A 24,168-nucleotide genomic window follows, 5' to 3' on the forward strand; every position below is an offset into this window, starting at 1 on the left:
TGGAGAGATACCCAAGTGGCTATAAGGGGACCCTCTGCTAAGGGGTTAGACTGCGTAAGTGGTGCGAGGGTTCGAATCCCTCTCTCTCCGTACAATAAAAGGGCCGTCCGTGAGGACGGTTCTTTTTCATTTTCCCAGCATTTTCGATTACTAGTAGTACCCAGTCAAGGCAAGCTGTGATCGAAAAGAGACGAGCCGCCGGGGTAACCTAGCGGACCGTCTCTTTAGGTGAATCGGATTATGTACAACGGATTCATGATACTTACAAATAATATGTATTAGTCCTGAAGATCTCTCATGTAAGATAAATAAACGAGTATGGCCAAGGATAGGATGATGATTAATAACAAAATAAATACGGATTCATGGTAATTCAAAACCCAATATACCGAGACACAAACGGTCAGAATACCGATCGTGTTGACTACCGCTATAATCCTCTTAAAGCCAGATACTTTACGATTGAGATATAAGTTGTGAGGCGGTCGCATAATAAAGGAAAACCCGTAGTGAAAACGAAACAGCAAATAAGCTGTAAGATACGAACCTAGCTCACCGGACAATTGAATAATGAATGTTCCCCAATTCGCCGGCTGCTGCGCATCATCGGTGGAGACGAGCCCAGTACCAAGCAGCCCGAAATAGACAAGGATCAGTATCCCGTTAAAGGAAAGATACCCGATAGCCGAGACGTCAATCGCATGGACAAAGCTTACTTTGACCAGAAATCGCAGCAATAGAATGCATAATGTAAATTGAATGACCAGATCGTAGCTAGGAATATCCAGCACCATCCGGTTTAAATAAGATGCGACCGACAAGACCGACCCGATGATCGTCAATTGGGGCCAATATTCCCAGAAGGGCCACCGGAACGTTTTGAATATGAGCGCGAGAATGGCTATAACGTCCAGAAAACCCAGCAGGATGAAGAGAAACGTCTGCAACACTATCACCTGTTTCCTGGATGTTGGTTAATCTTCTGAATCTAAATCCACTTTTTCCATTTGAAAATGAGCCACATAAATAAACTGACTCCCAGCATGACTCCCCATACGTAAGCATAACCCCAATCCCAGTGTAATTCCGGAATGTTTTTGAAGTTCATCCCATATAGGCCAACAATGAATGTCAGTGGCAAAAAGATGGAGCTGATAATCGTCAAAGTTTTCATAATTTCGTTCATCCGGTCCGATTTCATGTTCACTTGAAGCTCAAGCAGAGCGGTAAACGATTCTCTGAAAATATCGAGGGAATCAAGGACACGCGAAATATGGTCGTAGATATCGACGAAATAAGCATCGGTTTCCTGACGAGTGTAGGGAAATGTGTGATGGCTGATGGATCCCACTATTGCTTTCTCATCTAGGACAATACGCCGAAACTTGTGCATGGATCTTTTTAGATGAAAAATTTCCTTAGACACCTTGAGGTACGGATTCACGAAAAGATTACGCTCCATCTGATCCACTTGATCTTCAATCCGATTCGTGATTTCCGTGTAATCATCTACGCATAGATCCAGCAATCGGTGCAAAATATCACCTGGATGATCGGAGCGTTCTTGTACAGCTAATAATTGTTGTCGCAGCACCTCGAACAATTTAAGTTGTTTTCTGCTGATCGTAATGATGTAATTAGCGCCTATAATAATACCGATTTCTACAGGTGTCAGCCTTTTATCGACAAATGCAAAAAAGGTCATGAAGATGTGGTCCTTATACCGATCCATCTTAGCCCTCTGGTTCAACTTGATGCAATCTTCCACGACGAGAGGATGGCAGTGAAACATTTCCTCGACGACCCGCTTGACTTCAGCAGGCTCGGGATTAGGTAAGTGAATCCAGACGATTTCTTGCTCCGATGGAGGCCGGATTTCTTCTTCAGTCACTTGATCCGTATCCAGATTGTGTAAGATCATTATTACGTTCACCTCAATGTTCAAAGCATATCATACAATGGTTTTCATGACGAAAATATTATTTTAAAAAAAGGCTTGTCAATTACAATACATTCGGATATAATAACTTTTGTCGTCAAAAAGGCAGCAAGATTATGCATAACGAGGCCCGTTGGTCAAGGGGTTAAGACACCTCCCTTTCACGGAGGTAACAGGGGTTCGAATCCCCTACGGGTCACCATTCTTTTCGAAGGTAATCGAATTGAAAAGCATGCCTTGATTAGAGCCATTAGCTCAGTTGGTAGAGCACCTGACTTTTAATCAGGGTGTCGAAGGTTCGAGTCCTTCATGGCTCATGTTTTTATCCCTCATTTTTTTTAATTTGCGGTTGTGGTGGAATGGCAGACACGCCATCTTGAGGGGGTGGTGGGCGTACGCTCGTGGAGGTTCGAGTCCTCTCAACCGCATTCATCTAAACAGACACAATCCCTTGGAAGCAAGGGATTTTTTTATTGCTTTGTTAATCGGGGACAATCCCTGAAAGCAATTGGAATAGCTTCACTTTTTGGCGGAGTTGTTCTACCTTCATATGGACATCCAGACCTATTCACTTATGATTTTGTTAATAGGAGTGATTCATATAAGAGCCGCAAAGCGATGGAAATTTATTGTATGGCTTATACTCAGCTGTTTTTGGATTGTGCTTATATTTGTCAAATCAGCCCAAACCTATGCAGAACAGGATATTCGACCGCTTCTTGCCGAATGGCTCCCTTTAGACTTGCTGAACCGGTGGTTGCCGCACATTGAATTTTATTATGACGGCGGTTTGGTGACTTGGACGAAGCCTTACGATTTTATAGAGTTTATCATTCGAAAAGGCGGTCATGTAACGGAGTTTGCCGTCCTATGCTTTCTCAGCATAATGACATTGCTGTCCAAGCCGATCAAGACGATACCATCTATAGCGATGGGCTCAGTTTTCTCCGTACTGTATGCGGCTTCCGATGAGTGGCATCAATCGTTCGTGCCAGGGCGCACCGGCCATGCAATCGACGTTATGGTGGACTCCATTGGTGTCGTACTTGCGGCGCTCGTCATAGGGGCTGTGAAGCTGGCTTTTCGTAAACGGAAGGCTAATTAAAGAAAGTATGCCCTGCATCCGATATAAAATAGGACGCTTCTTATTCTCATGAAAAGAAAGGGGTCCTTGAAAATGGATGTAAGTGGTATCAGCGCAGCTTCGACTGCAATTAGCGCTAACGAACTTAAGCAATCCGTCGATATCGCTGTCTTGAAAAAGGCTACGGATGCGCAGACCGAGCAAGTCAATGCCTTGCTGCAAGGCATGACAGCGGCTCAACACCCTTATTTGGGACAAAGTATTGATTTGAAGATTTGATTATTATTTTTTTAGCAGATCAGCAGGAACGGCGGCTCAAGGAGAGCCGTCTTTTTCTTCATCGAGAAATTAACAAAAAATGTGTGAAAAGCCGATATAAGAAGGAAGAGGATTGGAGGGTATGCAATGAAAAAGAAACGAGGTATCCGCTACACATGGTTATTATGGTTGACGGTCATAGGGCTTGCATTGCCCGCGCTGCCGGCGAAAGCCGAGGTTCAATTCAGTGACGTCAACGCACAAAATAACGGATGGGCTATCAACTCCATCTATTTGATGGCACAAAAGCAGGTTCTGACCGGCTATCCGGACGGAACGTTCAGACCGAGCCAAACGATCAGCAAAGCCGAATGGACAACGATGATTTACCGGTTGTTCGATAAATATCGGCCGAATTTATATGCAACAGGCTTACAAAAGATTGACGGTTTCGCAGACGTATCTCCGCAGCACTGGGCTTATAAGCAGATTTCCGAAACTTATAACCAGACGTTTAACTGGGGCGTATATGGGCTATCCAATACGGGGCAGCTAACCTTTCGTCCTGACGCCCAGCTCACTCGGCTGCAATTGGCCGATATGCTATATTCGTTCTTCGACACTAGGATGATTGATCGGCGCTTGAGTCCGAATGACGTATGCTCGGTTGTATCCGAATTTAAAGATATTCCAGTAAATATGTATCAAGATAAGTTGAAGTATGACGATGCCGCCAAATCGGACGGCCGTCTTGATGCATCCGGCACCGCATTGTTACAGACAAATAGCGTGCTTCCTATTCTGTTAATGGGAACAGGGAAGAGCGATTGTTCCTTCGGAACGGATGCATTCTCGAATGCTCAGGCAAGCAGCTTGGCAAGCTTGCAGGCTTCGGGTATTATGACCGCCAACGAGCTCGGATATTTCCGCCCGATGGATAAAGTGACACGTGCTGAAGCGGTGACGATTTTGAACCGAATTTATAATTATTTAAGCAAAAATTACTGGTTGGGCGACTATTCTACTATTGAATTAGAGGGTTCTGGCTCAGGCGGAACGAGCGGTTCCGGAAACGGGTCAACGGGTTCCGGGATTTACAATCCCGATACATCGAACCTGTATCCGGATTGGGACACAGGCGGCTCCATCATCGGAGGGAATAATTCAGGAAGCTGGTCGAACGACTCCATCGTCAATGTTACGGATTATTTCGACGATAAGGGTGTACTTAATAAAAACCTGAAGAACGGCGAAATCGAAGCGGCCGTATTACCTAAAGACAATCGATATTTGACCGTCGACATGAAAACGGACGATGAAGTGGATTTGTACATTATTCTGGATGGACAAATCGCCCACTTGACTCAGAAGGAGCTTCCGAAAACGATATCTGTGGATGGAATCAAGCTGGTAGGCTTCCGTACGACCCAGCTTAAACCGAATCCATTGAAGGTTGCGGGGACCCCTGTCACCTTAACAGTGAAGCTTGATAAGAATAAACCGGAGCCGGTTAAGCCCGGTAAGAAAAAATGATGACAAAAGGCTTCCTCCATTCAATGGTGGGAAGCCTTTTATTGTGCTATTGCAGAAGATGCTTAAATGCACTGTAATCGATTTGCTGCTTATCAAGATAACTGGCCAAGCTTTTATAATCGCGTTTGGGGGTTGCCAGAATATAGCCGCGGAGACAAATGTCCTGCGTAATACGGTCCACTTTTTCTTCCAATGCGACTTCACCGATTTTGGCGGCAATGGAGTGGCGTGCAATATCACGGAACGGAGCAGGAACAGGATCGACAAGCATATCTAGAAAGGTTTTGGCTTCATCGGTCCATAAATGGCGGGACGATTCAACGTAATGGTTTTGCCAATCGAGCTTGGACATGCCATCCGCCTTAGGCAGCACCTTCAAAAATTTGCGGAACATAAAATAGCCGCCTATCGACATAAAGAAGAGCAGCACAAAAACCCAAAAGATGATAAAGTACATAAAACCCGAATTCATGATTATTGTCACCTCATCCTTATTATACCTTACTTTGGCGATATCCAAAAGTAGCCTTGTGGACAAGAGTCAATCCTAGTAAAATAGAGTGAGTGCGAAAAAAAAGGAGATGAGCAATACGATGGTAAAAATCGGTTCTCACGTATCGTTTTCAGATAAAGGGCTGCTGAACGCGGCAGAAGAAGCTATCTCTTACGGGTCGTCTACTTTCATGATATACACGGGTGCACCGCAAAATACGCGCCGTAAGCCGATTGAATCGCAATATATTGAAGAAGGCAAAGCCGTTATGGACAAGCATGGCATCGGAGAGATTATCGTACATGCCCCTTACATTATTAATTTAGGTTCATATAAAGATGATACGTATGAGCTGGCTGTTCGTTTTCTTCAAGAAGAGATTCGCCGTACGGATTATTTGGGCGTGAAGCAAATTGTTCTTCACCCTGGAGCTTACACGGACAAGGATGCCGAATATGGGCTCGCTCGGATCTCTGAAGGATTGAATGAAGTGCTGGCCGGCGTCAAGGATACGAATGTGAATATCGCTTTAGAGACAATGGCCGGTAAAGGAACGGAAATGGGCCGCAGCTTTGAAGAGATTGCCACTATTATCGACAAGGTAGAGGATAATGGTAGATTATCCGTCTGCCTGGACACATGCCACGTTCATGATGCAGGCTATGACATTGTGAATGATCTGGACGGAGTGCTCGAGCATTTTGATAAAATAGTAGGATTGGACCGAATCGGCGTTGTCCATTTGAACGACAGCAAAAACCCTAAAGGGGCGGGAAAAGACCGTCATGCACCAGTTGGGGCCGGCTGGATCGGGTTCGAAGCGATGAACAACGTAGTTCACCATGAAAAGCTGACGCATTTGCCTCTTATTCTAGAAACGCCATGGATTGGTAAAGAGGATAAGCTGCAGCGTCCGATGTATGAAGCGGAAATTGCTCTTCTAAGCGGTACGGTTGAGCAGCGTTTTGGCTCTAATTTCTTAGAGGATGTCGAACGTTTGGCGCATTTCTTCAGCAAGCAGGATGTTAATCACCGTGACTATGTGCTACGTGTATGGGATGTGCTTAAAACCGATGCCAAGGCCAAAAAAGAAGACGGTCGCGAGCCGATGGAACGCCTGTACGATCTGATTGCTGAGCACCGCATATTGCCGGAGCTTTCGGAAGAACAAATTAACCAGCGCTTAACAGCTTGGTTTGCAGGTCAAAAAGTGTTTCAATTGTAATGGAAATTTTGAAATGATGAAGGAGTAGTTAGTGTCATGACACCGAATGTATTGCCGAAAGCCCAACGGGACGATTTGAAAAACCGCGCGAGAATGCTAGTTTCCTGCCCGGACCAGCCAGGGATTGTTGCTGCAGTTTCCCGGTTTTTATACGAGCAAGGAGCTAATATTGAACAGTCTGACCAGTATACGATGGATCCGGAGGGCGGCATGTTCTTCATCCGGATCGAGTTCGATCTGGACAACCTGGATGAGCGCAGAGAAAAGCTTAAAACGGACTTTGCTGTCGTTGCAGAGCAATTCCAAATGAAATGGAGCATTAACCGCGCGAGTCGGAAAAAGCGTCTTGCCGTGTTCGTTTCGAAGGAGGATCACGCTCTGCTGGAACTGCTGTGGCAGTGGCAGGCGGGAGATCTGGAAGCTGATATCGCCATGGTCATCAGTAATCACGACGACATGCGCAGCTTAGTTGAATCGTTTGATATTCCTTACTATCACATTCCGGTTACGGCTGCAACGAAGGCAGAAGCCGAGCGCCAACAGCTGGAGCTTGTTGTAGGTAAGGTAGACGCGGTAGTTTTGGCTCGATATATGCAGATCATTACGCCGAAGTTTATCGAATATTTCCCTAATCGGATCATTAATATTCATCATTCCTTCTTGCCGGCTTTTGTCGGTGGTAAGCCTTACGCACAAGCATACAACCGTGGGGTAAAAATTATCGGCGCTACCGCACATTATGTGACGGAGGAGCTGGACGGAGGACCGATCATCGAGCAGGACGTACAGCGGGTGAGCCATCGCCATAATGTCGATGACCTGAAACGAATTGGTCGTCACATCGAACGCACCGTGTTGGCACGTGCCGTATCATGGCATGTAGAGGACCGGGTTATTGTACACGGCAACAAAACCGTCGTGTTTAACTAACGACAGCCAAAAAGAGACTGAACCTGTCATGGGAATGACGGTCAGTCTCTTTTTGTGTTCAGTATTTATTTAAGGTTTCATTATTTAAGGTTCCTAGCGCTGCTGTTAAGCTCCTTTATGATCTCCGAGAAGCGCCTGGATCACGGTTTTGTTTTTACCGGTACGCTTGGCGGAATAGAGTGACGCATCCGCTCCTTTGAACAGCGCTTCCTTACCGTCCCCTTTAACGTAATCTTGAAGGCCAATGCTCAAGGTGACCGCCTGCGAATCCAGCTCAGGATGAAGCGTGACCGCCAGCTTATGGCGAATTTGCTCAGCGATGAGAAACGACTGCTCGATCGTTTTCTCGGTGAAGATGACGGCAAACTCCTCGCCGCCGTAGCGTGCCACAAAGTCGTTTGGCGTGACCGTGTCCTTAATAATGTTGGCAACCCGCTGCAGCATAATATCGCCGACCCAATGACCGTAAGTATCGTTAATTTTTTTAAAATTATCGATGTCCATAAGGGCCAACTGAAGCGACAGATGGTTTCGTTCGTTCTGCTCAATCAATTTTTCCAAATACTCATGAAACGTCTTGTGGTTGTACAGATCGGTCAAAGCATCCATCTTCGAAAGCTTATCCATAATAATCGTCTTAACGAGCAGCTCCTGCTTCGTTTCGGTGGCATTCTTCAGATTGTTCAACAGCTCAATGCCGCTGATCGATATGTTCAAAGCTATGATCGTTACACCGATATACAGAAACAAAGTGCCTATAATATGAATGGGCTTCATGGCTACACGCAGCTCGGGAGTTGTGATGTACATAGCGGTAAAACAGATGAGTATCAGACAAAAGGCTACCAAAATGCGCTTCTTGCTGAAGGAGAGTACGGATGTTAGGATGGGAAAGATGTAGATTGCAGGTACGATGCCGATTGTTGGGTTCAAATAGATGATTGAAGAGGCGAAGATGATTCCAGTAACAATCATTAAATCATCACTTTGTATTTTTCGATACCTGTAAAGCATTTCCGATATACCGGTCACTGCCGCTAATCCGAAGGCTTGAAGGACTAGCGTGGCGAGGATACGCTCCCCTCCTGATGAGGTGTCTAATCGGTGAATCATGTATTCCAACGCAACGGTTAGAATAATGGTAATCCAATATAAATTCAGCATCTTTCGATAGGTTTGGCGTGTCTTGGCCAGTTCCAGTAAGAGATTCATAATTGACTTCTACCACTCCAAGTAAACAGGATTCATTCATCCGCGAATACTACATATTCGCCAGATTGAAACAAATTCCTCTCGGAGCAGGTGATATTTTCCGTATGAATTTTTTATGCCTAAATTAGGTTTAAGCTGGCAAACCGATACGGACAATGGTAAAATGGTGCAAGTGAGTTTCCGTGCAATTCACAATGCACACGTTAACAATGGCAGTGATTTCCGTACATTTTGGCCTTTGTGCTTGGTAGCGTCCGGAATTACCGCTTTCACTAAAATAAGTAGGAGGTTTTTTTTCATGACAGTATTGAATAAAGCGATCGAGCAATTATCGATTGACACGATCCGTACCTTATCCATTGATGCCATCGAGAAGGCAAAATCGGGGCATCCGGGAATGCCGATGGGCGCAGCGCCTATGGGTTATGAGCTGTTTGCAAAAATGATGAACCATAATCCGGACAATCCGACTTGGATTAACCGCGACCGTTTCGTGCTGTCGGCTGGCCATGGTTCCATGCTGTTGTACAGCTTGCTTCATTTGAGCGGGTATGATCTTCCGATGGACGAGCTGAAGCAGTTCCGTATGTGGGGCAGCAAAACTCCTGGACATCCTGAAGTAGGGCATACTGCAGGTGTTGACGCTACAACGGGTCCTTTGGGACAAGGTTTTGGTATGGGTGTAGGGATGGCAATTGCTGAGGCGCACTTGGCTTCGGTTTACAATAAAGATAAATTCAATGTAATTGACCACTATACGTATGTTATTTGCGGCGATGGTGACTTGATGGAAGGTATTTCTTCCGAGGCAGCTTCCCTTGCAGGACATATGAAGCTTGGCAAATTGGTTGTATTGTATGATTCCAACGATATCTCTTTGGACGGCGAGTTGAACTTGTCCTTCTCCGAGAGTGCAAAGAAACGCTTTGAAGGTTATGGCTGGCAAGTGCTCTTCGTAGAAGACGGCAACGATCTGAATGCTATCGAGAAAGCGATCAAAGAAGCTCAAAACGACGAGCGTCCTACGCTTATCGAAGTGAAAACAGTCATCGGTTACGGTAGCCCGAACAAAGCAGGTAAAGGCGGTCATGTAGGTCCTCACGGTTCTCCGCTTGGCGTAGACGAAGTGGCTTTGACCAAAAAAGCTTACGGCTGGCCGGAAGATCAACATTTCTATGTGCCTGAAGAAGTACGCTCACACTTTGCTGCTGTAAAGCAAAAAGGTATCGAAACCAATGCTGCATGGCAGCAAATGTTCGCTGAGTACGCTAAGGCATATCCTGAGCTTGCTAAGCAATTCGAAACAGCTGTTAACGGCGACCTTCCTGAAGGCTGGGATAAAGATATTCCTGCTGCCGCTCCTGCGGAAAAAGGAACTCGTACCGCTTCTGGTATCGTGCTGAACGCTATCGCTAAGAACGTAAAATCTCTCGTGGGCGGTTCCGCGGACTTGGAGTCCTCGACTATGACGCACATGAAAGATCTTGGCGTGATGACAGCAAAAGATTACAGCGGACAAAACATTTACTACGGTGTGCGTGAGTTCGGTATGGGCGCTGCTGTGAACGGTATGCTGCTTCACGGCGGTCTTAAAGTATTCGGCGGTACGTTCTTCGTCTTCTCCGATTACTTGCGTCCGGCTATCCGCTTGGCATCCATCATGAATGTTCCTGCTATCTATGTATTTACTCATGATAGTATTGGTGTCGGCGAAGACGGCCCTACTCATGAGCCGATCGAGCAATTGGCAGCTTTGCGCGTTATTCCTGGTGTTACTGTTATTCGTCCAGCAGACGGCGACGAGACAGCAGCAGCTTGGCGCTATGCGGTTGAGAACAAAAAAGGCCCTGTTGCCTTGATCTTCTCCCGTCAAGCAGCTCCTAAGCTGGATGGCACTGAGCAAGCCAATGCTAGCTTGAGCCGCGGCGCTTACGTTCTGTCTGATGCTGCTAATGGCAAGCCTCAAGCGCAAATCATCGCTACAGGTACGGAAGTACAGCTTGCCGTTGCTGCTCAAAAGCAATTGGCAGAAGAAGGCGTGCAAGTTCGCGTCATCAGCATGCCAAGCTGGGAGCTGTTCGATAAACAGTCCCAAGAGTACAAAGATTCCGTTCTTTTACCGGATGTTAAAGCTCGTCTTGCTGTTGAGATGGGTCATTCCTTCGGCTGGGATCGTTATGTTGGCGATCAAGGTAGCGTTCTTGGCATCGACCGTTTCGGCGCTTCCGCTCCAGGTCCTGTTGTTATTAAAGAATACGGCTTTACCGTGGAAAACGTGGTTGCCCGCGTGAAGCAGCTTTTGAAATAAATTAAACTTGAAGGCCGGGCTGACACAGTCCGGTCTCCCTTCCAAAGGAGAACAGCGAACCATGTCCCAATTTGAGCAAGTGACCGTATTGAAAAAAGCGAACTTTTACTTCGATGGTAAAGTAACAAGCCGTACTGTACTATTCGCGGATGGAACTAAGAAGACGCTGGGAGTTATGCTTCCTGGAGAGTATGAATTCGGAACGGATGCTAAGGAAATCATGGAAATTCAAGCTGGCGAGCTGGATGTACTGCTTCCTGGCACAAGTGAATGGCTTCATATTAACGGCACTGGGGAGTTCACCGTTCCTGCGAATTCGAAGTTCAAGCTGCTGGTTAAAACGCCTACTGACTACTGCTGCTCCTACATTGCAGAGTAGACCAGAAGCTTCGGAACGGACGATGGAATGACAAAATACCCTGCCGGCAACCTCCTTGGAGATTTGTGCTGAAGCAGGGTATTTGTGTCTTATAGGATTAGTGCTTCTATGTAACGGTATCGTTATTGTTGTTCCAGATGGTGCGCTATATAGGCTTCCAGCTGGATTCTGTCATAAGGAGCCAGTCCGGAAAGCAAGCAGCCGTAACGGAATGAGCCGTTGTTGTCACTCTCAATTCGGATGACTCTTCCTGTCACTGGAGGCAGCTCGGCTTCCTTAGGGAAGTGGATGACGATAAACATGTCTTCTGCCAACGGGAATTGGGATATGATCTGAAGGCCGTTCTCTGACAAGTCGTATAAAATGCCTGGGATCGTTTGACCAGTAAAGGCACCTTCTTGTTCCCATTGATGGACGGACAAGTGCAGAGGGATGTTCAGCTGCAGTCTGTTCGTTTTACGACGTTCTTCAACGACGGATTCTGTCTTGCTGATCTGCATATGCATCCAGTCCTCATAGACTTGGGCTACGGAGCACAAGTCGGCTTCACCAAGTCCTTTGCTTAAGCCCATCTGGAAAATGCCTGCCGCTGCTTTGAGCATCGGAGAAGGCATTTGGAAGCGATTGGTCACATCATTAGCCAGCAGAAGGTCTTTGAGCATCAGCTGAAGCGAGAATTGGTTGCTGAAGTCGCGGTTAATGATTTTAGCGCCTTTTAGCTCAGCTTGCTTGCTGTTGGCGCTGCCTGCAAGTACAATTTGCAGAAACTGCTCTGCATCCAATCCTGCCTTAGTCACGATGGACAAGCCTTCGGCAAGGCCAAGCGCGTTAATGCCGACCATCGTGTTGTGTGCGAGCTTGGCATAAGAGCCGGAGCCGGTTGGACCCATATAGACGATTTTGGAGCCCATGGCTTCAAACACAGGACGATGGCGTTCCAGAACAGCTTGTTCGCCGCCGATCATGAAGACAAGCGTTCCGCTTTCTGCGGCGGGCTTGCTGCCTGTGACGGGGGTGTCCAGAAAATCGACGGCACGTCCGAGCAGCTCGTTCGCTATTCGTTTGCTGGTATCCGGAGACACCGTACTGCAATCAATGACCGTTTGTCCGGCGGTCACACCGTGAATCACACCTTGATCGCCAAGGACGGCGTCAAGCACAACGGCATCGTTGCTCAGCATGAGAACGACGACATCCACACCTTGAGCGGCTTCGGACGGCGTTGCTGCCGTGTGCGCTCCAAGTGCTGCGAGCTCAGCGGTTTTCTCTGAGCTTCGGTTGTACACGACTACGTCGTAGCCTTTTGTTAAAAGATTGGCAGCCATGGGCTTACCCATAGTTCCTAATCCGATAAATCCAATCCTTTTCATCGAATCACCTCTGCTTACATTGTAGCATTTACCCCTATCGGTGTGAATGAGTCGCTTGCTTTTCCTTTGTGAAGTACAGTATTCTAATTTAAAGTATGATAGCCAAATTTAAGGAGGATGAAGAAGAATGAGCTCCAAGTTTTCTTTTGACTACAGCAAAGCGTTATCTTTCATTCAGCAACACGAAGTAGATTATCTCGCCGAGCCGATCAAGCTTGCTCACGAGCAATTACATAATAAAACCGGTGCAGGATCCGATTATTTGGGATGGATCGATCTCCCTGCGAATTACGATAAAGAAGAGTTTGCTCGCATTCAAAAAGCAGCTGGGCAAATTCAATCCGACTCTGACGCTCTTGTTGTTATAGGTATCGGCGGTTCTTATCTGGGCGCGCGTGCAGCTATCGAAATGCTGTCTCACTCGTTCTATAACCTTCTGCCGAAGGACAAGCGTAAAACGCCGGAAGTATACTTCGTTGGCAACAACATCAGCTCCACTTATGTAACGCATTTGCTGCAGCTGCTCGAAGGCAAAGATATTTCGGTCAATGTTATCTCCAAGTCGGGAACAACGACAGAGCCTGCGATTGCGTTCCGTATTTTCCGTGAGCTGCTGGAGAAGAAGTATGGCAAGGAAGCTGCCCGCAAACGCATTTACGCAACGACAGACCAAGCTAAGGGTGCTTTGAAGAAGCTGGCTACTGAAGAAGGGTACGAGTCCTTCGTAATTCCTGATGACGTTGGCGGACGCTATTCCGTGCTTACAGCGGTAGGTTTGCTGCCAATCGCGACTGCAGGCATCGACATTGAAGCTATGATGCGTGGAGCGGCTGACGCGAGAGTCGAGTTCTCCAACCCGAATCTGCATGAAAATCCAAGCTACCAATACGCAGCTGTGCGTAATGCTTTGTACCGCAAAGGCAAAACGACCGAAATTCTCGTGAACTACGAGCCTTCTTTGCACTTCGTATCGGAGTGGTGGAAGCAGCTGTTCGGGGAGAGCGAAGGTAAAGACAACAAAGGAATTTATCCTGCATCGGTTGACTTCTCCACTGACCTTCACTCGATGGGACAGTTCATTCAAGAAGGAAACCGCACCTTGTTCGAAACGGTTATTCAAGTAGCGGACGTGAATGAGCAAATCACAATCGGAACGGATGCCGACGATTTGGACGGCTTGAACTTCCTGAGCGGCAAAACCATGGACTTTGTTAACAAAAAAGCGTTCCAAGGTACAATGCTTGCACACACCGACGGCGGAGTGCCTAACTTGATCGTGACGCTTCCGGATATGAGCGCGTATACGTTCGGCTTTATGGTATATTTCTTCGAAAAAGCATGCGGAATCAGCGGTTACTTGCTCGGAGTAAATCCATTCGATCAACCTGGTGTTGAGGCGTACAAGAAAAATATGTTCGCCCTGCTAGGCAAACCAGGCTATGAGAAAGAAAAAGCAGAGCTTGAAGCAAGATTGACCAAGTAATGCTGGGAGAAAAGCAGTTCGCCCTTATTGTTTAGGGTGCACTGCTTTTTTCTCGTCAAGTTTCGTTACCACATAGGAAAGGATACCTTCACTAAGACATTATCGAAGTGAACGTTTCTATTGGCGATAAAAACTTCCGCTAAACGCGGTCGTACATCTAGGAAATGACGTCGATAGACGTTTTTCTCATGATGGTATGGTATACAGCAAGGGTTATGCAATGGTTTAGAAAGTGAGGGATTCGTTATGCTGCCCTATTATAAAACGGTCAAACAGGCCGGAGTTTCAGAAATTGTCATTAAAAAATCCCGTTTTATCGGTCATGCCATGCCGGTTGAGACGGAAGAAGAAGCGATACAGTTCATCGAGAGCATAAAGAAGGAGCATTCGATGGCTACGCACAATTGCTCTGCTTATATGGTCGGAGAGCGGGATCAATATCAAAAGCAGTCGGATGACGGTGAACCGAGCGGTACGGCAGGTAGACCCATTCTTGAGGTCATCAAGAACCAAGGCTTGAAAAATGTAGCCGTGGTGGTAACGCGATATTTCGGTGGTATTATGTTGGGCGCTGGGGGACTTGTCAGGGCGTATACAGATGGAGCGGTTGCGGGATTGGCTGCTGCAGAGCCCGTATACAAAGTGCTGCATCGCGAGGTATGGATCGAAATCGATTACACGTGGCATGGGAAAGTGGAGAACGAGCTGCGAAACCGTGAGATGCTGATGGGGGAGACTTTGTTTACGGACAAAGTAACGTTGCTCTGTCTTCCTCTGGCAGAGGAAGCCGATCGTTTCATAGCATGGATGACTGATGTCACGCAGGGACAGGGGATGATAACGGCTGGTGCGGAGAAATATATTGAGCACTCCGAGAAGCCTTAGCCGGAATGCAGATTACTCCATGAATTATATAAAAGGATGCTGAACGGTGTTGAGTCTGTTGGACTGGAATACCCACAGGAGTATAGTAGACATATTTCAAGTCTATAGGTTTCTCAAAAATTGGACGCCGCAAGGCGTTTTTTATTTGCAGTACTTTCATCCTATATTTTCTCTTGCTTTGCAGCAATAAAGTGATAAACTATTGAAGTGTAGAGAAAAACATAATAGGAAAGCGAGTTGAATCGTGTTGGCCAGAAAAGCAGTGGCGCAAGAGCTAAGCCGCGAAAGAATACTGGAGGAAGCGAGGCAGCTTTTCGCCGAACACGGCTATCATACTTTAACAATGCGCAGCATCGCCAAAGCGATGGGGTACAGTCACGGGGCGTTATATTATCATTTTAAAGAGAAAGCAGAGCTATTTTATGCGTTAGTGAATGCCGATTTTCAGATGCTGCTGCAAAGACAGAGAGAGATGCTCACCCGGACCCGAATGGGTGATCTGGGGCAGCTGGAGAAGCTGATGCTGGAATTTATCCGGTTTGGTCTCGAGAATCCATATCATTACGAAATCATGTTTATGATCAACGATGCGGATCTACAGCTGTATGGTAGAACAGAGCAAGCGCAATGTCTGGAGTTGTTTGCTACAGTAGTTCGTTCCGTTATCGCGAAGCAGTCGGGCAGTGAGCAGAGGATGTACAGCATTCCATGGAGTTTGTTTATGTCTATGCATGGTTTTATTTCCTACAATATCCGATATAACCAAACATACGAAGATGTGAAGAAGCTTGCCGAGCAGCATGTGAAATATTTATGCGAAGGGCTTCAGTAGCCAAGAAGGCTTCCGGTGAACATCTTTGTTCTCAAGGAAGGCATCGTGTAACCGCTTGTCTTAATCCTCATAATTCGCCTAGGCATAGTGTGCCTTGGATACATAGTACGCGCATCCGTTCAAAACATGGTACAATGGGAAAGCCAAAGACATAGTAAAAGCGTAGAGGCGGTTCGACAATGACACGGCTCACGAAATACATGATGGTCCTCTGAAGAGAAAGGATGAGAGAACGTTGGATTTAACTCGAAATACATTGGAAAATGTGGATTATATGATCGAAGAAATTAAGAAAAAGCTTCGTATGGCGACAGGAGCAGCTTTGAAAGCTACGTCCTTGAATGACGAGCAGTATGAGGACTTGAAAGACATATACGAAATGGTATCGTCCAAGCCTAATTTTAGCATTAGTGAAATCGAAGCGATTACGACCGAGCTGGGACGCCTTCGTAAAGTATAGTTTTAATGCCTTGAAGGGCCATGTTCCTATCTTTCTTAGGACAGGTATAAGCGAACAGGCAAGCCATCCTCCAATTCCGTACTATATAGTGTAGTTGAATGCTATGTGGCATCAGCCTAACACCCAGTATACGGAGGAGGACTCACATGCAAATGACGATTAGCAGCAAAGAAGTACAGAAGTTAATCGGTAAAACGGTTTATGCTGTTAAGAAAGACGGTACGACTGTAAGCGGTAAGTTAGTCCGCATTAGTGGAAATAAGCTCGTTATGGCTCCTGAAGAAGGGAAAGTCCAAACATCCGCTTTAGCACCGTTGGTATTATTCGATCTCCTTGCCATTGGAACATCCCCTTTTGCTTTCGGCGGTTTTGATGGCTTTGGCGGTTTCGGTTTCCCGTTCGGCGGATTCGGCGGCGGTTTCTTCTAAGAAGCAAGTAAAAGCTCATCCGGGGCTCTGCAGCCCGCGAATGGGCTTTTTTACTTGCTCTTAGCGACTGTTAATGAACGAAGCCAATCGACCAACAAATAGATCGCCGGTATGATTTCCACTACGATGACCATACCGACAAGGCTGCTAGAAACCATTTCCGAGCTTTCAGCCGTAGAGCTTACTACATATAAAGAAATCCCGATAATTAGAACGGTCGTGGATAAGGTTAAGGGCTTATGGTCTTTTAACGAGAAGAGCTGGGCGATATTCATAGTAATTAAATACAGAAGAAAGCTGATTTTAATAAACAAACCCGTTATCCATAGGGCAATCAATAGGGGATCCAAATTTTCAAAAAAAGAGCTGCCGTGTATATACCGAATCAGCTCTAGCTCAGGATAAGTTAAATTACCCATCAGCTCAGGGCCGAAGATGAGTATTGCAGGTAAAATGTTGGTCAAAATGATAAAAACGGCAGTAAAGGTGGCGCCGGCAATCGTCCGCATTGTTTTCTCGGTATTGCATATTTTCGGGAAAAGAAACAGAATGAACGCTGTCTCTCCGAATAAACAAGCGTTTGCCCACATCCCATTCCATACCTCAGGAAGGTCGAAACGGTTAATAAAAGCTATGGCCATGTCCACATTCATTTCTTTCTTTACAAAAAAAGGGGTCACCAGAACACCGAATATACTGATGAAAAAAATACCCTGCGCGCAGCGGAAAATGGTTTCGATCCCGCAGCGAACCGCCGCCACGAAACAAATGCCAAAAAGAGCGGCGATAGCCCAGCTCGGGGTAGCCGGTAAATAAACTTGAATGATGAAATCCTCCAAATCATGCAAAATAAATGAAGTGATGAAAAGCAGGCATATCACGATGATGATCGTAAGCGGAATATGTACCCATCTACTTAATATCTCTTTGCCGTAGATAGCAAAATACTGGTCTGGCCTTCTCTTGGCAAGGCAGTAGGAGATATAGGTGATGAGTACCGAGAGGCAAGCACCTAATAGCATACTCAACCAAGTTAGATACCCGGAGGTCCTGGAGACATAATCGGCATATAATCCAAGCGTGCTTGTAAACAAATAGATAGAAAACATCATGAACAGCTGCGTCTGGGTTATTTGCCTCACTGCAAGTCCTCCCGTCAAGATTCCATTTTCAAAAGGGATTGAATAGGACCGAAGACGGTTTCTATCAGATCCTTCAATTGCCATTGTTCTCTAACGTAATATAATATTTCAAAGCTGATGAATGTAGCTGCAGCGTAACCGAGGACTATGAAGAACGTTCTGCGCTTTCGTCCATGACGGGTCAAATAGTGCCATTCCAAATACAGAACGATAGCATATATGATCATGATAATAATCATGTGTCCTTCTCCACCACGGTTACAGATTCTATTTCGGTTCCCAGCCGGCGGATGGCGATATCCGCATGAACCACAATTTCGGCTTTTTCATCAGAGTAAAGCTCGTTCCATTGAGGTCTTAATGTTTTCCACTGCTGTGGATAGTACCAGGAGATATAGTTGCCGAAGTGAAAAGCATCCGCCTTGACTTCCCTTGTTTTGTCGATCATGCCCATCATGCGCTTCTCTACCTCTAATTCAAGCTGTCGAGCCAATACTTTCAATTGGTTAGGGTCTTCTACATTCATATTGGTATCCGAAGAGAGCAGCCGTGCATTTGCTGTACTTTGGAGATGAATAGCTACTTGCTCTCCTGTGATGCGAGGTCTTATTTTTGTGCGTGAGTGTTCGATAAAAAAACTGACTTTGCGCCCGTCTGTCGGTGAATTAATCGTAATTTCCGCCTCGTTCAACTGGCCGAGAATCCATAGTGCTCCCCGCATATCCTTTATGCCAACGGTTTTCTGCATTTTTTTGTTTTTAAATATGGCAGCCCCTCCTGCTCCCATCCAATCCTGCTGTTTACCATTCTCACTCTCGATTTGTTTGGGTTGAAAGGAAAGCAGGGGAACTACCATATCTCCTCCAGTGAAGTTAGCCATGAGGAAATCTTTAATCGTGGCTTGAATCGTTTCATGCTGGAGAACATAAGCGGCTACAATATCCGTTGGAAATCTTTCGAATATGGTAGGAATGTTAGCTAATTCTTTTCCTTTTCCTTCGGCTACGAATACGCTGGCATTAATGTGAATTCGGGGCTCTCTGGCCAAAAATTCCAGCACAGGGCCTATCCCTTCTTTGGCGAGCTCTTTGCCAATAATGACAACACTGGATTGTCCTAAGGTGATTTTGCGGGACAAATCTATCTGAATGTTACGCAGCGCTTGTCCAACATTGGCACCTTCTTTGGAGATAAAAGTATAGGGGCTGCCTGTTTGCGGTCCGCTGCCGCTGCCTGCCATTCCAGGAATCATCCGGTTAGGGAGCGGGAAACCGATAGTAAGCTCAATTCCTTGTTTGCCTTTATCAAAAATCATGAGACGAGCAAAGGCACGATCATTCAGCTCAATAGTCGACCAGCATCCGCTTAGTAGGAATAGAAGGGGTAAGACGGCTGACAGTACGATCGTTTTTCGAAGAAAGTTTAGCGAAATCAATCTTCATCTTCCTCCTCGTGATCCCATCTCCGCGTATTCTTCGACTGTCTTTGCGTGCCGCTCGATGAGAGCGAAGGGCGTTTTTTCATCAACCACCAGGGGGCTCTGATAAAAGTATCCTTCCAATCACTGAATGAGAGAGGAGTGAGTGGGGTGAGATAAGGCGTCCCAAAAGATCGCAGAGAAAGTAAATGCAAGTAAACCAAAATCAACCCGCAGGCAATCCCGAACAATCCGAACATGCCGGCCAATATCATAATTGGAAAGCGCAGCAGCCGGAAAGCCAGTCCGAGATCGTAATGCGGAATGATGAAGGAAGCAATTCCAGTTAAGGCAACGATAATGACCATCGCAGCGGATACGATGCCCGCTTGAACGGCCGCTGTCCCGATAATAAGCGCTCCTATAATGGATACGGCTTGCCCGATCGATTTGGGGATCCGGATTGCTGCCTCTCGCAGCGCTTCGAAGGCCAGTTCCATCATAAAAGCTTCAATAAGGGCGGGAAATGGCACTACTTCGCGGGATGATGTAATTGTAACGAGCAGCCGCTTAGGGATGATCTCCGGATGAACGGTCGTTACGGCTATATAGGTTGAGGGCAGCAGCAGTGAAATGAAAATGAACGCGAATCGGATCCAGCGAATCCAAGTCGAGGAGATGAACCGCTGGTAGTAGTCCTCTGCGGACTGCATCAGCATGAACATGGTGACGGGTGCAAGCAGGACGATAGGCGTGCCATCTACGATGATGACTATTCGACCCTCCAGTAAAGAGGCGCAAACAACGTCAGGTCTTTCGGTATACTGCATTTGAGGAAATGGAGAATAGGGATTGTCCTCAATAAATTCCTCAATATAGCTGCTTCCCATAAGTCCGTCCACATCGATTTGAGATAGCCTTCGTTTCAATTCCTGTACGAGCTCCGGCTTGCAAACCCCTTGTATATAGCCGATGGCAACATCCGTATGGGTATGCCTGCCTATCTTCATATATTCAAGCTTGAGATCGGGTGTCTTGAGTCTTCTGCGGATAAGGGTGGTGTTAACCTGCAAGCTTTCAATAAACGCTTCGCGAGGTCCTCGGATGACCGATTCGTTAGGCGCTTCATCTATGGCTCTTTTGGGATAGGAGGTGACAGGCAAATCGAGAATTCGGCAGTCTCCCTCAACGAGAAGCAGCGCATGGCCTTCCAGTATTGCGAGTAAGCCTTGACTTACAGTTGCAGCCAAATGCATCCCTGTAACAGGCAGACGTCGATCATCGAAAATTTGTTTGCAAAAATCGGCTGCATCTACAGCATCCATGGATAGAGCGGCCTGCAGCACTTCCTTTTGCAAAGTCTCCAGATCTATCATGTTTTTAATGAATAACAGCGCGCAGGCTGTTCCTGATGAATGCGTAAAGTTCTGTATGATGACATCGGAATTGCCGGAAAGCTGCTTTTGAAACCATGCGACTCTAGCGTCAATATGTATAGATCGATCGAGCTGATCCGTGGCAGCCCCCGTAGGCTGTCCTTGCTGTTGAGACTCGGTTGGGCTGTTGGAGACGGGCGGGTGGATGTGACGTCTTAACCAAGTAAAAATCGACATGCTTATACCTCATACTCTTTGCTGTTCATGTTTAAATGTTTACCTATATTGGATTTTTTTATTCGGGATAGGCTCAGCACAAATAGCCATCCCATTGCACAATTGGCAGATAGGGATGGCTATTCGTATAGTAAAGACCCTAGGAAGGTCTCTTTGTTATTTAAATTGATTTATTTAACGTCCGCAGCATTTTTTAAATTTTTTGCCGCTTCCACAAGGACAAGGGTCGTTCCGTCCGACTTTTGTCTTCGCTGCAAACTCAATGATATTCGGCTTAGCCGATACTTCCGCAGTAGCGGATTCAGCTGCGGGGGACAGTTGATGTGGAGTATAGCCCTTGAGAGCCCATTGTCTTGTATTATTGTGGAGGTCTGCGATATGATCCATGAACGCTTTGACCATGTCCAGCTCATTGATTTCCAGAAGCTGCTGTAATAGCTTGAACACTTCTGTCGGCGATCGATCGTTTCGAATGGCGTCAACGCACTCTTCTACGATATAGTCTGCCTCGTCCAAAGAAATGGTATAGTTTTTGCGAATAAAAAGTACGAAAGCCTGATAACTTGCATTCCGGTCGACAAATTGGGGTGCACCGGCATGTAATAATTGAGCCTTAGTGAATGGAAAGAACGGCAATTGGGATCTCGACTCTTGCTCGTTTTTCACTTTGTCTGCATCCAGCACACTGCTGTTGGAATAACCGTACGTATCGGTTTGCAGCTCCTCGTAGAACGATACGGCTTCTTGAAGGATAGCCGTATATTCGCCTAGCTTGATTTTGGTTCCTGTTAACTGGTTCATTTGCCGTTCCAGCTCATTTAAGCTTAGGACGCCATAGTAGTAGAGCAAGCCGTGTGTGAGCTTAATCCACTCCGTATTTTTACGGATTTGATCCCGATAAGAAGAACTGTCCACGCGTTTGAAGCAGGCAAGCACTTCCTGAGGCATAACCAGTGTTTTATTCCCTTCGTAAGTACCGGTACAGAGAATACCTCTTTTTTTGAAATAATCGAGCTGATAAGACTCCAACGGAGTATAGCCTTGTCCGCCGCGGTCCGCCAGCTGCTTCAAAATTTGGTAGCGGGCTTCATCGAATGCAAGCAGCAGGCTAGAAAGCGTCAATGGCATTTGCTCCACCAACACATCGATAAGCTCTTGCTTCTTTAAGGAGCTTGCTCCTTTGATTCCCAGGTTCATACGAATGGTTGACAGCTCCGGTTTGGTAAGCTTGGCCAAATAGTCGGAAAGTGTAACCGGCACCTCAATGTCGGGCCAACGCTTTTCTTCCTCTTTCAACAGCATCTTCTGATCGGTTTCGCTCAGATGCTTGTCCATCATGTATTCATCCTTTCTGAGCAGGTAAAAGCCCCATCCGAAATTTAGTTTAGCTTGGATGGGTTTTATTGTAACATTATTTTGGAATCCATATTTCATCCAATCACACTAACAAATAACACAGAGCGTGTGATACTGCTCAAATGTAATTATATAGCATAATGAAATAAATATTAAGCAGATCGGTGAAATTGTCAAAGTTTCACGTTGACAAACCGCACTATTTGTCGATTTAACGGAGAATTTGGTCGAAATTCATCTTACTGAATATTTTAACCAGTTATTGATGAACAATCAACCACCCCGATAAGATACCATCATGAATCCTTATAAAACGTTTTTTTGAACTATGAGTAAGGCTTCATCCAGAGATAAAACGACTTCGGTTGTTTCCTTCATGTCCTTCAAACGAACCTTGCCATCGGCAGCCTCATCTTCGCCTATCAAAATCACATACCTGATGCCTTTGGATGCAGCCGAGGCAAGCGATTTCTTTAGTTTACGTCGACTCGTATCCAAACCGGTGGGGATATCGCTCGCACGAAGCTCGGCAGCCGTTTTTAATACTACAGGGATTGTGGCTTCTCCAATAGGAATGACTACGACTAGAGGAACTTTGGCTTCCAGTGGACGGTCCCTCAGCAGCTCCATGATGGATTCCATTCCGAAAGACATGCCTACGGTCGGATAGGCAGCCTCATCTCTGTTAACCAGCTTGCCAATGATCTCATCATATCGTCCGCCTCCGCCTAAGCTTGATGTGAACGAACTGCTTGCATCGAAAATTTCGTACACAGTACCCGTATAAAAAGATAGCCCTCGAGACAAGAAAGGGTCGAATTTACAGGTTTGATCCAGTCCTAGCTCTTGGATGAGCTCTTGCAGAGCTTGAACCTCCAAAGAGCCTTTGGAATCGACTATTCCGTATAGGTCAGATATTTGCTTAAACGTTGGGTCATCCAATTGAATTAGTTCAGTTATAGCCTTTGTTACTTGAGCATCCAGTCCTTTGTCAGCAAGCTCTTGGATGACTCCTTCGTTTCCGATTTTTGCTATTTTATCAAGTGTTAGCATGACCGAAGGTTTTTTGTCGGAAGGTACTCCCATCGTTTCAAGAATTTCTCCGAGGAATTGGTGATTATTCCACCTGAGCGTAATCGGTATATTTAGTCTTTTGAACACTTCGGCAGCAACTTGCATTAATTCGGCTTCCGCCTCAGGTCCGTCGATCCCAACAATATCAACATCGCACTGCAAAAATTCACGTAGACGCCCCCGCTTTACTGGACCATCCCGAAAAACTTTCCCCATTTCATACCTCTTATAGGGGAGTTCAATGCCGGGATTCAATGCAATGACCTTGGCAAAAGGAATGGTCAGGTCGTAACGAAGCCCAAGGCGGCGCATTCCTTGATCCGTTAATTGATACATTTCCTTAAGGATTTCATCGCCACCGGCATATTTCGAGGTCAAAAGGTCAAGCTCATTCAGAATCGTAGAATCCATTTCGTCAAAATCATATAGCTCAAATACTTCCTGCAGTACGGTTTGCACCTTTTTTCGCAGCGCTTGTTCCTTTCCGAAGAAATCGTAGGTACCTTTTACATTTTGCATAGTTTCCAATCCTTTCTTGGGGAAAATAAAAAACGCGCCGGACCTCTTGGTCCTGCGCGTTCATATGCCGCAGGGAGGCCAACGCGAGAAGCGTTAGCCCACCCTGAAAATGTACAGGTGTGCTAACGCTGCTTGTAATGATGAAGTTGATTTAGCATGATGGTATTCATGGCGTCCAATCCCTTCAACAATGGTTGAGATCGATTATAGCAAGAGATGGGATGGGAT

23 protein-coding genes and 4 tRNA genes are annotated in these 24,168 nt (G+C 46.2%); 16 read left to right on the top strand and 11 right to left on the bottom strand.

Translation table 11 applies throughout. From position 1 onward, the window contains the following. Position 1: 1 nt before the first annotated feature. Positions 2-90: transfer RNA gene (locus BP97_RS0123975), tRNA-Ser, on the top strand. Positions 91-278: 188 nt separating this feature from the next. Here the strand turns inward: BP97_RS0123975 and BP97_RS0123980 are convergent. Both BP97_RS0123980 and corA read right to left on the bottom strand, forming a co-directional pair. Continuing rightward, on the bottom strand, positions 279-950 hold the full coding sequence (locus tag BP97_RS0123980) for a hypothetical protein (protein ID WP_028551403.1): 672 nt from the start codon (positions 948-950) through the stop codon (positions 279-281). Positions 951-988: 38 nt separating this feature from the next. Continuing rightward, the gene (gene corA, locus BP97_RS0123985) at positions 989-1,921 is read right to left on the bottom strand and encodes a magnesium/cobalt transporter CorA (RefSeq protein WP_028551404.1); all 933 of its coding nucleotides are present in this window, start codon (positions 1,919-1,921) and stop codon (positions 989-991) included. Positions 1,922-2,066: 145 nt separating this feature from the next. Between corA and BP97_RS0123990 the strand changes: the two genes are divergently transcribed. The 6 genes from BP97_RS0123990 (at position 2,067) to BP97_RS37250 (ending at position 4,814) form a co-directional block, all read left to right on the top strand. Then, positions 2,067-2,141, top strand: a tRNA-Glu gene (locus tag BP97_RS0123990). A gap of 42 nt (positions 2,142-2,183) precedes the next feature. After that, positions 2,184-2,256: transfer RNA gene (locus BP97_RS0123995), tRNA-Lys, on the top strand. Between the two features lie 28 nt (positions 2,257-2,284). Next, positions 2,285-2,367, top strand: a tRNA-Leu gene (locus BP97_RS0124000). A gap of 146 nt (positions 2,368-2,513) precedes the next feature. Next, entirely contained in the window at positions 2,514-3,044 is a 531-nt protein-coding gene (locus BP97_RS0124005; protein ID WP_051620935.1) for a VanZ family protein, read from the top strand. 72 nt (positions 3,045-3,116) lie between these two features. Then, on the top strand, positions 3,117-3,302 hold the full coding sequence (locus BP97_RS0124010; protein WP_028551406.1) for a YjfB family protein: 186 nt from the start codon (positions 3,117-3,119) through the stop codon (positions 3,300-3,302). 126 nt (positions 3,303-3,428) lie between these two features. Further along, on the top strand, positions 3,429-4,814 hold the full coding sequence (locus BP97_RS37250) for an S-layer homology domain-containing protein (protein ID WP_051620926.1): 1,386 nt from the start codon (positions 3,429-3,431) through the stop codon (positions 4,812-4,814). Positions 4,815-4,860: 46 nt separating this feature from the next. On the opposite strand, the gene BP97_RS0124020 is transcribed toward BP97_RS37250, so the two are convergent. Further along, a complete protein-coding gene (locus BP97_RS0124020; protein WP_081824335.1) occupies positions 4,861-5,286 on the bottom strand; it encodes a DUF2621 domain-containing protein in 426 nt (141 codons plus the stop codon). A 121-nt stretch (positions 5,287-5,407) separates the two neighbouring features. On the opposite strand from BP97_RS0124020, the gene BP97_RS0124025 reads away from it, so the two are divergent. Both BP97_RS0124025 and purU read left to right on the top strand, forming a co-directional pair. Continuing rightward, positions 5,408-6,532 carry a deoxyribonuclease IV gene (locus BP97_RS0124025; protein ID WP_028551408.1) on the top strand — a complete coding sequence of 375 codons (1,125 nt, stop codon included), beginning with the start codon at positions 5,408-5,410 and terminating at the stop codon, positions 6,530-6,532. A gap of 36 nt (positions 6,533-6,568) precedes the next feature. Then, entirely contained in the window at positions 6,569-7,462 is an 894-nt protein-coding gene (gene purU, locus BP97_RS0124030) for a formyltetrahydrofolate deformylase (protein WP_028551409.1), read from the top strand. Between the two features lie 105 nt (positions 7,463-7,567). On the opposite strand, the gene BP97_RS39070 is transcribed toward purU, so the two are convergent. Then, complete coding sequence (locus BP97_RS39070; RefSeq protein WP_051620927.1) at positions 7,568-8,674, bottom strand: GGDEF domain-containing protein; 1,107 nt, start codon at positions 8,672-8,674, stop codon at positions 7,568-7,570. A gap of 298 nt (positions 8,675-8,972) precedes the next feature. Here BP97_RS39070 and tkt point away from each other — a divergent pair, with 298 nt between their 5' ends. Next, positions 8,973-10,982, top strand: coding sequence for a transketolase (gene tkt, locus BP97_RS0124040; protein WP_028551410.1), 2,010 nt, complete (start codon positions 8,973-8,975; stop codon positions 10,980-10,982). 61 nt (positions 10,983-11,043) lie between these two features. Continuing rightward, a complete protein-coding gene (gene ppnP / locus BP97_RS0124045; protein ID WP_028551411.1) occupies positions 11,044-11,361 on the top strand; it encodes a pyrimidine/purine nucleoside phosphorylase in 318 nt (105 codons plus the stop codon). Between the two features lie 122 nt (positions 11,362-11,483). Here ppnP and BP97_RS0124050 read toward each other — a convergent pair whose 3' ends face one another. Further along, positions 11,484-12,731 carry an NAD(P)-binding domain-containing protein gene (locus BP97_RS0124050; protein WP_028551412.1) on the bottom strand — a complete coding sequence of 416 codons (1,248 nt, stop codon included), beginning with the start codon at positions 12,729-12,731 and terminating at the stop codon, positions 11,484-11,486. A gap of 127 nt (positions 12,732-12,858) precedes the next feature. Here BP97_RS0124050 and BP97_RS0124055 point away from each other — a divergent pair, with 127 nt between their 5' ends. The 5 genes from BP97_RS0124055 to BP97_RS0124075 all read left to right on the top strand — a co-directional run bounded on the left by BP97_RS0124055 (position 12,859) and on the right by BP97_RS0124075 (position 16,819). After that, the gene (locus BP97_RS0124055; protein WP_028551413.1) at positions 12,859-14,214 is read left to right on the top strand and encodes a glucose-6-phosphate isomerase; all 1,356 of its coding nucleotides are present in this window, start codon (positions 12,859-12,861) and stop codon (positions 14,212-14,214) included. Between the two features lie 246 nt (positions 14,215-14,460). Next, the gene (locus BP97_RS0124060) at positions 14,461-15,099 is read left to right on the top strand and encodes a YigZ family protein (protein WP_028551414.1); all 639 of its coding nucleotides are present in this window, start codon (positions 14,461-14,463) and stop codon (positions 15,097-15,099) included. A 247-nt stretch (positions 15,100-15,346) separates the two neighbouring features. Then, positions 15,347-15,931 carry a TetR/AcrR family transcriptional regulator gene (locus BP97_RS0124065; protein ID WP_028551415.1) on the top strand — a complete coding sequence of 195 codons (585 nt, stop codon included), beginning with the start codon at positions 15,347-15,349 and terminating at the stop codon, positions 15,929-15,931. A gap of 235 nt (positions 15,932-16,166) precedes the next feature. Further along, positions 16,167-16,391, top strand: a complete 225-nt coding sequence (locus BP97_RS0124070) for a DUF1128 domain-containing protein (protein ID WP_028551416.1) — start codon at positions 16,167-16,169, stop codon at positions 16,389-16,391. A gap of 146 nt (positions 16,392-16,537) precedes the next feature. Continuing rightward, complete coding sequence (locus tag BP97_RS0124075; RefSeq protein ID WP_028551417.1) at positions 16,538-16,819, top strand: hypothetical protein; 282 nt, start codon at positions 16,538-16,540, stop codon at positions 16,817-16,819. A gap of 50 nt (positions 16,820-16,869) precedes the next feature. Here BP97_RS0124075 and BP97_RS0124080 read toward each other — a convergent pair whose 3' ends face one another. From BP97_RS0124080 to BP97_RS0124105, 6 genes are all read right to left on the bottom strand, one after another. Next, entirely contained in the window at positions 16,870-17,961 is a 1,092-nt protein-coding gene (locus BP97_RS0124080; protein ID WP_028551418.1) for a GerAB/ArcD/ProY family transporter, read from the bottom strand. Between the two features lie 14 nt (positions 17,962-17,975). Continuing rightward, positions 17,976-18,200 carry a hypothetical protein gene (locus tag BP97_RS40745; protein WP_036746450.1) on the bottom strand — a complete coding sequence of 75 codons (225 nt, stop codon included), beginning with the start codon at positions 18,198-18,200 and terminating at the stop codon, positions 17,976-17,978. Next, positions 18,197-19,396: a Ger(x)C family spore germination protein gene (locus BP97_RS0124090; protein ID WP_028551419.1), complete on the bottom strand. Its 1,200-nt coding sequence runs from the start codon at positions 19,394-19,396 to the stop codon at positions 18,197-18,199. Before BP97_RS0124090 ends, BP97_RS40745 begins: the two co-directional genes overlap by 4 nt. After that, complete coding sequence (locus BP97_RS0124095) at positions 19,393-20,991, bottom strand: spore germination protein (protein ID WP_028551420.1); 1,599 nt, start codon at positions 20,989-20,991, stop codon at positions 19,393-19,395. The genes BP97_RS0124090 and BP97_RS0124095 overlap by 4 nt, the downstream gene beginning before the upstream one ends. Positions 20,992-21,165: 174 nt before the next feature. Continuing rightward, positions 21,166-22,329 carry an SEC-C metal-binding domain-containing protein gene (locus BP97_RS0124100; protein WP_197035529.1) on the bottom strand — a complete coding sequence of 388 codons (1,164 nt, stop codon included), beginning with the start codon at positions 22,327-22,329 and terminating at the stop codon, positions 21,166-21,168. A gap of 324 nt (positions 22,330-22,653) precedes the next feature. Continuing rightward, positions 22,654-23,940, bottom strand: a complete 1,287-nt coding sequence (locus tag BP97_RS0124105) for a histidine--tRNA ligase (RefSeq protein ID WP_028551422.1) — start codon at positions 23,938-23,940, stop codon at positions 22,654-22,656. Positions 23,941-24,168: the final 228 nt, after the last annotated feature.

It is taken from the genome of Paenibacillus sp. UNC451MF (assembly GCF_000686845.1).
In the GTDB taxonomy this organism is placed as follows: Bacteria; Bacillota; Bacilli; order Paenibacillales; family NBRC-103111; genus Paenibacillus_S.

Coding starts and splice junctions, on each gene's coding strand:
- BP97_RS37250 (WP_051620926.1), top strand. CDS start 3,429: ATGAAAAAGAAACGAGGTATCCGCTACACATGGTTATTATGGTTGACG.
- BP97_RS0124005 (WP_051620935.1), top strand. CDS start 2,514: ATGATTTTGTTAATAGGAGTGATTCATATAAGAGCCGCAAAGCGATGG.
- BP97_RS0124095 (WP_028551420.1), bottom strand. CDS start 20,991: ATGTCGATTTTTACTTGGTTAAGACGTCACATCCACCCGCCCGTCTCC.
- purU (WP_028551409.1), top strand. CDS start 6,569: ATGACACCGAATGTATTGCCGAAAGCCCAACGGGACGATTTGAAAAAC.
- BP97_RS0124010 (WP_028551406.1), top strand. CDS start 3,117: ATGGATGTAAGTGGTATCAGCGCAGCTTCGACTGCAATTAGCGCTAAC.
- BP97_RS0124060 (WP_028551414.1), top strand. CDS start 14,461: ATGCTGCCCTATTATAAAACGGTCAAACAGGCCGGAGTTTCAGAAATT.
- BP97_RS0124055 (WP_028551413.1), top strand. CDS start 12,859: ATGAGCTCCAAGTTTTCTTTTGACTACAGCAAAGCGTTATCTTTCATT.
- BP97_RS40745 (WP_036746450.1), bottom strand. CDS start 18,200: ATGATTATTATCATGATCATATATGCTATCGTTCTGTATTTGGAATGG.
- BP97_RS0124025 (WP_028551408.1), top strand. CDS start 5,408: ATGGTAAAAATCGGTTCTCACGTATCGTTTTCAGATAAAGGGCTGCTG.
- BP97_RS0124100 (WP_197035529.1), bottom strand. CDS start 22,329: ATGATGGACAAGCATCTGAGCGAAACCGATCAGAAGATGCTGTTGAAA.
- BP97_RS0124050 (WP_028551412.1), bottom strand. CDS start 12,731: ATGAAAAGGATTGGATTTATCGGATTAGGAACTATGGGTAAGCCCATG.
- BP97_RS0124075 (WP_028551417.1), top strand. CDS start 16,538: ATGCAAATGACGATTAGCAGCAAAGAAGTACAGAAGTTAATCGGTAAA.
- BP97_RS39070 (WP_051620927.1), bottom strand. CDS start 8,674: ATGAATCTCTTACTGGAACTGGCCAAGACACGCCAAACCTATCGAAAG.
- BP97_RS0124105 (WP_028551422.1), bottom strand. CDS start 23,940: ATGCAAAATGTAAAAGGTACCTACGATTTCTTCGGAAAGGAACAAGCG.
- corA (WP_028551404.1), bottom strand. CDS start 1,921: ATGATCTTACACAATCTGGATACGGATCAAGTGACTGAAGAAGAAATC.
- BP97_RS0124020 (WP_081824335.1), bottom strand. CDS start 5,286: ATGAATTCGGGTTTTATGTACTTTATCATCTTTTGGGTTTTTGTGCTG.
- ppnP (WP_028551411.1), top strand. CDS start 11,044: ATGTCCCAATTTGAGCAAGTGACCGTATTGAAAAAAGCGAACTTTTAC.
- tkt (WP_028551410.1), top strand. CDS start 8,973: ATGACAGTATTGAATAAAGCGATCGAGCAATTATCGATTGACACGATC.